This window comes from Planktothrix sp. FACHB-1355, from assembly GCF_014748295.1.
In the GTDB taxonomy this organism is placed as follows: domain Bacteria; phylum Cyanobacteriota; class Cyanobacteriia; order Cyanobacteriales; family Aerosakkonemataceae; genus Aerosakkonema; species Aerosakkonema funiforme_A.
In genome coordinates this window covers 1-8,385 of record NZ_JACJUP010000177.1, presented here as the reverse complement: position 1 = coordinate 8,385, position 8,385 = coordinate 1, and the positions used below count along the sequence as shown (strand labels likewise).

At 43.0% G+C, this 8,385-nt stretch carries 6 protein-coding genes; 4 read left to right on the top strand and 2 right to left on the bottom strand.

What is annotated here, in order from left to right; genetic code table 11:
• Window positions 1–104 precede the first annotated feature (104 nt).
• From H6S82_RS10435 to H6S82_RS10425, 3 genes are all read left to right on the top strand, one after another.
• Window positions 105–887: an ATP-binding cassette domain-containing protein gene (locus tag H6S82_RS10435; protein WP_190465962.1), complete on the top strand. Its 783-nt coding sequence runs from the start codon at window positions 105–107 to the stop codon at window positions 885–887.
• Window positions 888–980: 93 nt separating this feature from the next.
• The gene (locus H6S82_RS10430; protein ID WP_190465963.1) at window positions 981–2,660 is read left to right on the top strand and encodes an MlaD family protein; all 1,680 of its coding nucleotides are present in this window, start codon (window positions 981–983) and stop codon (window positions 2,658–2,660) included.
• Window positions 2,661–2,674: 14 nt separating this feature from the next.
• Entirely contained in the window at window positions 2,675–4,273 is a 1,599-nt protein-coding gene (locus tag H6S82_RS10425; RefSeq protein WP_191056201.1) for a glycosyltransferase family 1 protein, read from the top strand.
• A 119-nt stretch (window positions 4,274–4,392) separates the two neighbouring features.
• Here the strand turns inward: H6S82_RS10425 and H6S82_RS10420 are convergent, their stop codons facing one another.
• Together H6S82_RS10420 and H6S82_RS10415 are read right to left on the bottom strand one after the other, a co-directional pair.
• Complete coding sequence (locus H6S82_RS10420; RefSeq protein WP_190465967.1) at window positions 4,393–4,671, bottom strand: DUF3288 family protein; 279 nt, start codon at window positions 4,669–4,671, stop codon at window positions 4,393–4,395.
• Entirely contained in the window at window positions 4,668–7,343 is a 2,676-nt protein-coding gene (locus H6S82_RS10415; protein WP_190465969.1) for a tetratricopeptide repeat protein, read from the bottom strand. Before H6S82_RS10415 ends, H6S82_RS10420 begins: the two co-directional genes overlap by 4 nt.
• A gap of 82 nt (window positions 7,344–7,425) precedes the next feature.
• On the opposite strand from H6S82_RS10415, the gene rpiA reads away from it, so the two are divergent.
• Window positions 7,426–8,145 carry a ribose-5-phosphate isomerase RpiA gene (rpiA, locus tag H6S82_RS10410; RefSeq protein WP_190465971.1) on the top strand — a complete coding sequence of 240 codons (720 nt, stop codon included), beginning with the start codon at window positions 7,426–7,428 and terminating at the stop codon, window positions 8,143–8,145.
• The last annotated feature ends 240 nt before the right edge of the window (window positions 8,146–8,385 follow it).

Sequence of the window (8,385 nt, the reverse complement as noted above, 5' to 3'; positions counted from 1 at the left end):
TCTACTTTGAGCTTCTTGCTGTATTTCTGTTAGTAACTGTTGGATGTCTGTCATGAAACTAAATTATTATTCTTTTGATTCAGGGATCGGCACTGAGAACTTTTATGGCTGAGCCGTTAATTGAATTAAAGGGAATCAGTAAGTCTTTTGGCGATGCTTTAGTCTTAGATGAAGTTGACCTGACGATTTACCAAGGCGAAGCGCTGGCGATTATTGGCCCCTCCGGTACGGGAAAATCGACGATTCTACGCATAATTTCTGGTTTGCTGGCTCCCGATGCTGGCGAGATTTATATTAAAGGAGAGCGACGGCGGGGGTTGGTGGAAGATGCGGAAGATCCGATCGGCATTGGTATGGTTTTCCAGCAAGCGGCTTTGTTCGACTCGCTGACAGTAGAAGAAAATGTCGGTTTTCTGTTGTTTCAACATTCTAAACTGCCGCGCCGCGTAATTCGCTCTCTGGTCAACCAAAAGCTGGAGATGGTGGGATTGCCGAGAATTGGCGATCGCTATCCTTCTCAATTATCGGGCGGGATGCGTAAGCGGGTGAGTTTTGCCCGTGCGATTATGTCAAATCCAGAAAATCCCAAGGATACCCCAGAAGTTTTGCTGTACGATGAGCCTACCGCCGGACTAGACCCGGTTGCTTCTACGGTAATTGAGGATTTGATCCGCCAGTTACAGTGTAATGAAGGAGGTTGCACCAGCTACGTTATTGTCACTCACCAAGACAGCACGATCCGCCGTACTGCCGATCGAATTGTGTTCCTCTATCGGGGTAAGGTGCAGTGGTCGGGAAGTCTTAGCGAGATCGATACGACCGATAACGCTTTGATCCGGCAATTTTTTAGCGGTAGCGTAGAAGGGCCGATTCAAGTAGCCGGTTAAGATAGCTCTAATAGTTTTCGATTATCGCAAGCCTTCAATTCTAAAAATCCAAAATCCAAAATCCAAAATCTAAAATCGGTTGGGGGAGAGGAGATGCGATCGCGAACAGTTCGGGAAGGCTCGGTTGGTTTGTTATTTTTGTTGGGAATAGGCTTATTCGCTGCATTAGTTTTGTGGTTGCGTGGCACATATTTCGGCACTCGCACCTATAAAGCGATCGTTGAATTTGCCAACGCAGCCGGTATGCAAGTAGGGACAGCAGTGCGATATCGCGGTGTCGCCGTTGGCAAAGTTACCAACATCAAACCACAAGCAAATGGAGTTGAAGTTGAAATTGAAATTACCCAATCAGATTTAGCAATACCTCGCAATGTTGTAGTAGAAGCGAATCAGTCTGGTTTAATTAGCGAAAATACTATCGAGATCGTACCTATAAATACTGTACCGATTGATGTCCAAGGTGTTAATCCTTTCAGTCCCGACTGCAAAGATCGCAACTTGATTATCTGTAACAACGAACGTTTGCAAGGTAAGGTGGGAGTTAGCCTGGACGAACTAATTCGCGTTGCCGTTCGCTTTGCCAATTTATACAGCGACCCCAAGTTTTTTGACAACATAAATTCGGCAGTAGCAAACACATCTGTAGCGGCACAGGGAGTGACTCAACTGACACGAGAACTGTCTGGTTTAATAGTATCGGTAAAGCAAGATTTGAGAAATGTGTCGGCGGCGGCGAATACAGTTGGTGCAACGGCGCAAAAATTAGGTACAACAGTCGATCGATTCGGCGGAACTGCCGATCGACTAAATCAAACAATTGCTAAATTCGGCAGTACTGCGGATAATGTTAACCTAACTATCGCCAAATTCGGCAGTACTGCTGACAAACTCAATCAAACAGCCGATCGATTTGCTGGAACTGCCAGTCAAATTAATGTTGCCGTTAATCAAACAACCGATCGCATCGGTGCGACTGCTGATAAATTAGGTCGTACTACCGATCGCATTGGTGGAACTATAGACAAATTCGGTCGCACCGCCGACCAAGTTTCTGTTGCTGTGAATAGAATTGATACTACCGCTACTCGAACCGCAAATCAAATTAACGAGACTGTTACTCAGACGGCGGGGAAATTTGGTACAACAGCCGATCGATTTAGTGTAACAGCCGGTCAAGCCAGCGATTTACTTACAAATATCAATAGTTTAGTCAAAACCAATCAAGCTACACTTGTCAGCACCCTCAACAATCTCAGCCAAACTAGCGAACAGCTTCGAGTTACGGTAGCCAACCTTTCTCCGGCGATCGATCGCGTTTTGCAAGGAGAATTTATTCGTAACTTAGAAACTCTGTCTGCCAATGCAGCACAAGCTTCCGCCAATTTACGCGATATCTCCAACTCGTTGAATGACCCAAATTATTTACTAACTCTACAACAAACATTAGATTCCGCTCGCGTAACGTTTGAGAACGCACAAAAAATCACATCTGACCTCGATGAGTTGACAGGCGATCCCAGATTCCGCAATAATTTACGCAACCTGGTTAACGGGTTGAGCGGTTTGGTATCTTCCACAGAGGAATTACAAGAGCAAGTTGAAGTTGCACAGTTCTTGACTCCTATGGTGTCAGCAACAAATATGCAAATTCCGGAAATGGCAAATCATACTTCTGCTACTCATCCACCCGTACCTGTGACAACCTCTATAGAAGAGAACAAGCCGAAACCGATTGCACAAAAAAACAGCAAATCTTCTGGAAGTAAGCAATAAAAAAATAAGTGAAAATGAATAAAGATAGTTTGTTGTATCCACAAATTAACTCCTCTCGAAATATCGAAAACAATCTTAATTATCAAAAAATATATCCAATAATAGTAATTGATACTATATTTTTTCAATTCTATAAAACAGGAATTGCTCGTGTTTGGAGGTCATTGCTAGAAGAGTGGGCAGCTAGTGGATATGCAAAGCATATTGTTGTACTCGATCGAGTTGGCACTGCTCCCAAAATTTCTGGTATCCGATATCGAAATGTTCAGCAATATGACTATAGCAAAACAGATGCAGACCGCATAATGTTGCAGCAAGTTTGCAATGAAGAAAATGCTGACTTATTCGTTTCCACCTACTACACAACACCTATTTCAACGCCATCTGTATTTATGGCGTATGATATGATTCCAGAAATTATGCGCTGGAATCTTGCCGAACCCATGTGGCGCGAGAAACATTATGCTATCCGCCACGCATATAGATACATTGCAATTTCAGAAAATACAGCCCGCGATTTAGCAAAGTTTTTTCCGCATATTCACGCCAGTTCTATAACTGTGGCTCATTGCGGCGTTAAAAGTATATTTTCGCCCGCTATTCCTGAAGAAATTAGCAGTTTTAAAGTAAAGTATAGCATCTCAAAACCTTACTTTCTTTTAGTTGGTGCGTCAACAGGTTACAAAAATACTATTTTGTTTATCCAAGCTTTTGCTAAACTGACAAACAAACAAGATTTTGAAATTGTTTATACAGGTGCTAGTTTCTTATCAGAAAGCGATCGCAAAGCCTTCCTTTCAGGCATCACCATCCATAAATTGCAACTGGAAGATGAAGAATTAAAATTAGCTTATTCTGGTGCCGTCGCATTAGTCTATCCATCAAAATATGAAGGGTTCGGATTACCTATACTTGAGGCGTTATCCTGTGGATGTCCAGTTATTACTTGTGCAAATGCCTCTATTCCCGAAGTGGCTGGAGAAGCCGCAATTTATGTAAATGATAGCGATGTCGATGAATTAACTAAAGCTTTATCCGAAGTTCAAAAGCTCGATGTTCGCCAATCATTAATTTCGGCTGGCTTGTCACAATCTAAAAAGTTTTCGTGGTCAAAAATGGCTGACTTAGTTAGCTCAGCCTTGCAATCAGCTGCTGCAAATATAGAAAATGCCAAAAAAGCCTCTGCTGAGTTATCAGTTCATGTGGAAAAGTTTGAGCGGCAGTTGCTGGAAGAAACTATCGATTCATCGCAATTCCTCAATCTGGTAAGTGGATGTATGAACCTCTATGAAATCGATCCAGAAGATGAATCGGTATTGGCAGACTTACGCTTAATTCGCAAACGCATAGCGAATTTTTGGTTGAGTGCAGCAGTTGAAGAACTGGAAAGTCTCTATTTGGGAAATATCGGTAAGGCTCATCAAATCCTGCAAAATAGTGCTTTTAAAAAGACACAGTTAACGGAAGTGGAACAGACTTTTGTAGATGAATTGGTAGAAAAATTAGCGAAAGGATTGGACAATTCAAGGGCTATTAATTACCGACTGGCAGCGATGTTGTATTGTTTGGAAAATGAAGGCGATCGCACTCATTTCCCTAATTGGTTACAATGATATAATCGTCATCTCGTAAGAAAGTAAATTCTCAGGAAAATAGTGGGTAGAGGAATAATTACAGCGCTTTATAGTTGCATGAAGCACGCAGAAACCCGGTTTCTCTACACCTAGCTTAGCTAAGCCCAATCTTCGCTATCGTTACCGCGAGTTTTATAAACTTCCCCTTTCGCATGGATTTTGCGGGTAGTTTCATAAAGTTCCTCTTCGTTCATACCCCACATTTGCAGAACTTTGTCTAAGTCTTCCTTGATATCTCTCGCGCCAGGAAAGCCAAGGTAGCGAATTCGCAACCGCGCTAATTCGGCTAGGTTGTATTCACTTGGCTTTCCTGCTAAGAGGTTATCGACTACTTTGCGATCTTTACTATATTGAGGATGCTGCTGTTCTTTGGTCATCTTTGTTTTGCTACAAGTTCTTCAAATATGTTGTACATATCCTGGGCAAATTTTTTCGTGTTCCACAAAGGTGCTAAATTTTCTGGCTGTTTCGATCGCACAATTTGCTCTCGTATTGAAAGCCTTAGATCGGTCTCGTTACCGAGTTTAATTCCCCAATCTGTGTACTCTTCCCAACTCTTAGCTACACCACTCGAAAGGGAGAGAGCTTGTAAAAAAGAATATCCCATTCTGGAAAGATACTGCTCACCTGTTCTAGTTACAACTGGCAAGTCAAAGGATAATGCTTCTAAGTTATGCGTCCCGCCATTATAAGGATAGGAATCGAGCAAAACATCGGCAATTTTGTAAGTCGATCTATGTTCTTCTTCCGTCTTTGTAAGGGGCATAAATTTTATGCGATTAAATCTCACTCCAATTGCTTCGCATTCCTTCTGATAAGCCGCTTGAATTATTTCTCGATCGCCTGTGTGTCCCTTATATATCAATATGCTATCAGGCACGTGCTTGAGCATTTTTACCTGAGATTTTATCATTTCTGCATTCATTTTATATGCAGGCGCAACGCATAAGTAAACTACTTGATCTTCAGCCAGCCGCATAGCTTTTCTGCTAACTTCTCGCTGGATGGGTTTGCATTCAAATCCAGAAACTGCCACAAATGAATCTGGCAGACGGACTAACTGTTCCCGATAGTATTTTTCTGTACCTGCGGGGTGCGTGTGCCAGTCGCAGAGGAAGTAATTATTTGCATTTGTGAATGGCGCTTCAAATCCCAACCAAGATATACACACAGGCGCTGGTTGTTTATGGATAATATCGACTTGAATGGGGACGCTGAGAGAATCTAAATCAATTAATACATCTACTTCATCTTTCAATATTTGCTCGATTATTTCTTTTGTATCGGCTGTGCCATTGGCTAACTTTTTGGGTCTGTAAAGGCTTGTAGACGCCTGTTCAAATAGCTTAGTTCTATCATCTGGTTTGCGATCGCCAGTGAGGTACAAGTAGACGTTTTGGGTCAGGTCATTCAATTCTCGGATCGTATCATAACTACACCAGCCCACAGAATGTCTGACAAAGTGGCTCGACAAAATACCTATTCTTAATCTTTGCGAGCCTTGGCTTTTTGATTTAATATTATAAATTTGTTCTGGCTTAGGCTTAATAACTTTTTCAACGTATTTTTCGCCAATTGTGTTTGCCAGTTTAGAATTCGCAGGTAAATCTTCGCGCAAATAATTGACATTAAATAATACTTGCGAGTAAATAGATGCGATCTCTTCTGATTTTAATTCTGACAAACGCTCGTAAATTAGCGGTTCAATTTCCAAAAATTTGTTCCTGGCAATTTCGTTCAGCCCCGATTTGACATAAGTGGCGATAAAAGTTATGGCAGCAATTATCTGACCTGTTTCGCCACAATTTTGGCTATAATCATCTACTGCTTCTCTTAAAAGCGCAAAATCAGAATTATTAGCTGGCCCGCCGATCAAAAACGACATACACAAATGGGAAAGCAGCAGGTCGGGGTTGATTTTAATAGCTTTTTTAAGAGTGTCGATCGCATATTTGAACTTCTCGGCATTCAGCCGACCTTGTTGCTGGCTTTGCCGCTGCACTGACATCCCGATGTTATAGTAAGCTTCGGCTAAGTCGGGTTGCAGTTCGATCGCTTTTTGGAACTGGACGATCGCCTGTTCAAAATTATCTTGTTGTGCTAGAGCCGAACCTATGTTAAAATACGCTCGCGCTGAATCAGGGACGAGTTGAAGTACTTTCCGGTATTGAAGCAGAGCTTGTGAAAACTTCTCTTGTTCTAAGAAAGCGTTGCCTAACTGATTGTAAGCTTCCGCATAATCTGGTTTGAGATCGATCGTGCTTTGTAAATGCACGATCGCTTCCTCTATTTGACCTTGTTGTTTGAGAGCCGTACCCAAGTTAAAATGTGCGAGGGGATAATTCGGTTTCAATGCCACCGCACGTTTGTAATATCCGATCGCCTCTTCCCACTTACCCTGTTTGCCGACAGCCGTTCCCAGATCGTTGAGAGTTTCGGCACTCAGGAGTTCTGGTTTGAGTTTCAAAGCCTTTTGCCAGCAAGGAACTGCTTCATCAGCTCGACCTAGCTGCATGAAAACATTTGCCAAATTCCAATATGCAGCTGCCAGATCTGGTTTGAGGTCGATCGCTTTTTGATAGTAGGCAATCGCTTCTTCTGATTGACCCAGCTTGGAAAGCATAGTCGCTTTATTGACATAAGCTTCCGCAAACTCCGGGTTTATTTCCAGCGCCTTGTTGTAAGCGCGAAGGGCTTCTTCTATCTTGCCTTGGGCTTGCAGGGCGTTGCCTAAAATCTTGTATGTCGGGGCTTCATCCGGTTGTAACTTCAGGGCGAGTTTGCAGGATGCGATCGCTTCGGCGAACTTCCTTTGCAGCAAGTATACCTCACCGAGCTCGTAGTGTACCTGGGCGTAGTTGGGTTGAATTTCTAGCGCCTTTTGGTAGCTTTCTATCGCTTCATTGAGTTTTTGCTGACTTTTAAGCTGGTTGCCGATGTTGCAGAAGTTTTGAGCTGCTTCTGAATGAAGTTGACTTTGCATCCTATTAGCTTGCCCTTGACGCGGTAAAGTTAACGCTGGAGTTATTTTAATCGGGGAACAGGTCATTGGCGATCGGGGAATAGGAATTAAATGACCTTTTGACCTTTTGACCGATGACCTTTTGACCGACGACGAAGGAGTTTAGTGAATGACCGCAGAAATGGACGCCTCTAAATTGATGAAACAGCAAGTCGGCAAAGCTGCTGCCGATCGCGTGCAATCCAGTTCTATTGTAGGGCTGGGGACTGGCTCTACTACAGCTTACGCGATACAGTTTTTGGGCGATCGCCTTAAATCCGGCGAATTAAAAGATATCATAGGCGTCCCCACCTCGTTTCAGGCGGAAGTGTTAGCCAGAGAGTACGGCATTCCCCTGACGACACTGGATGTAATCGATCGGATCGATATCGCCATTGACGGTGCCGATGAAGTTGACCCCCAACTCAATTTAATCAAAGGTGGCGGCGCTGCCCACACCCGCGAGAAAGTCGTCGATACCCTCGCTGCCGAGTTTATCGTAGTTGTGGATAGTTCCAAACTGGTAGACAAACTCGGTTCCACCTTCAAGGTACCTGTAGAAGTCATACCGATGGCATACGCACCCGTAATGCGTGCCATTGAAAAACTCGGCGGCAAACCAGAATTGCGAATGGGCGTCAAAAAAGCTGGCCCAGTAGTTACCGATCAGGGAAATATGGTAATCGATGTCAAATTTGACAGCATTGACAACCCAGCCGAACTAGAGAAAACACTTAACAACATTCCCGGTGTTCTCGAAAATGGCTTATTTGTCAACACCACAAATTTAGTGTTGGTAGGTGAAATCAAGGACGGACAGCCTTCCGTGCGCGAGATTGTCAAAGGCTAGAGTTATTTTCTCAGAAAACCGTTTTCTTGAAGAAACCGGTTTTCTGAGCAATTGCTAACTAAAAAAGACCAAAACTTTTTGTTGCTATCTTAAACTTTTTTAAAATAAAAAACCTATCTTGCGATCGACTTTTGGTTGAGCTTGTTGGGCTTTTCAATCATTAAAAATAATCTATCTGTCAACCGCCCCACCCACTCTTGGGATGGGGCTTGTAACTAACCAGAAAACCTAGCTGAAACA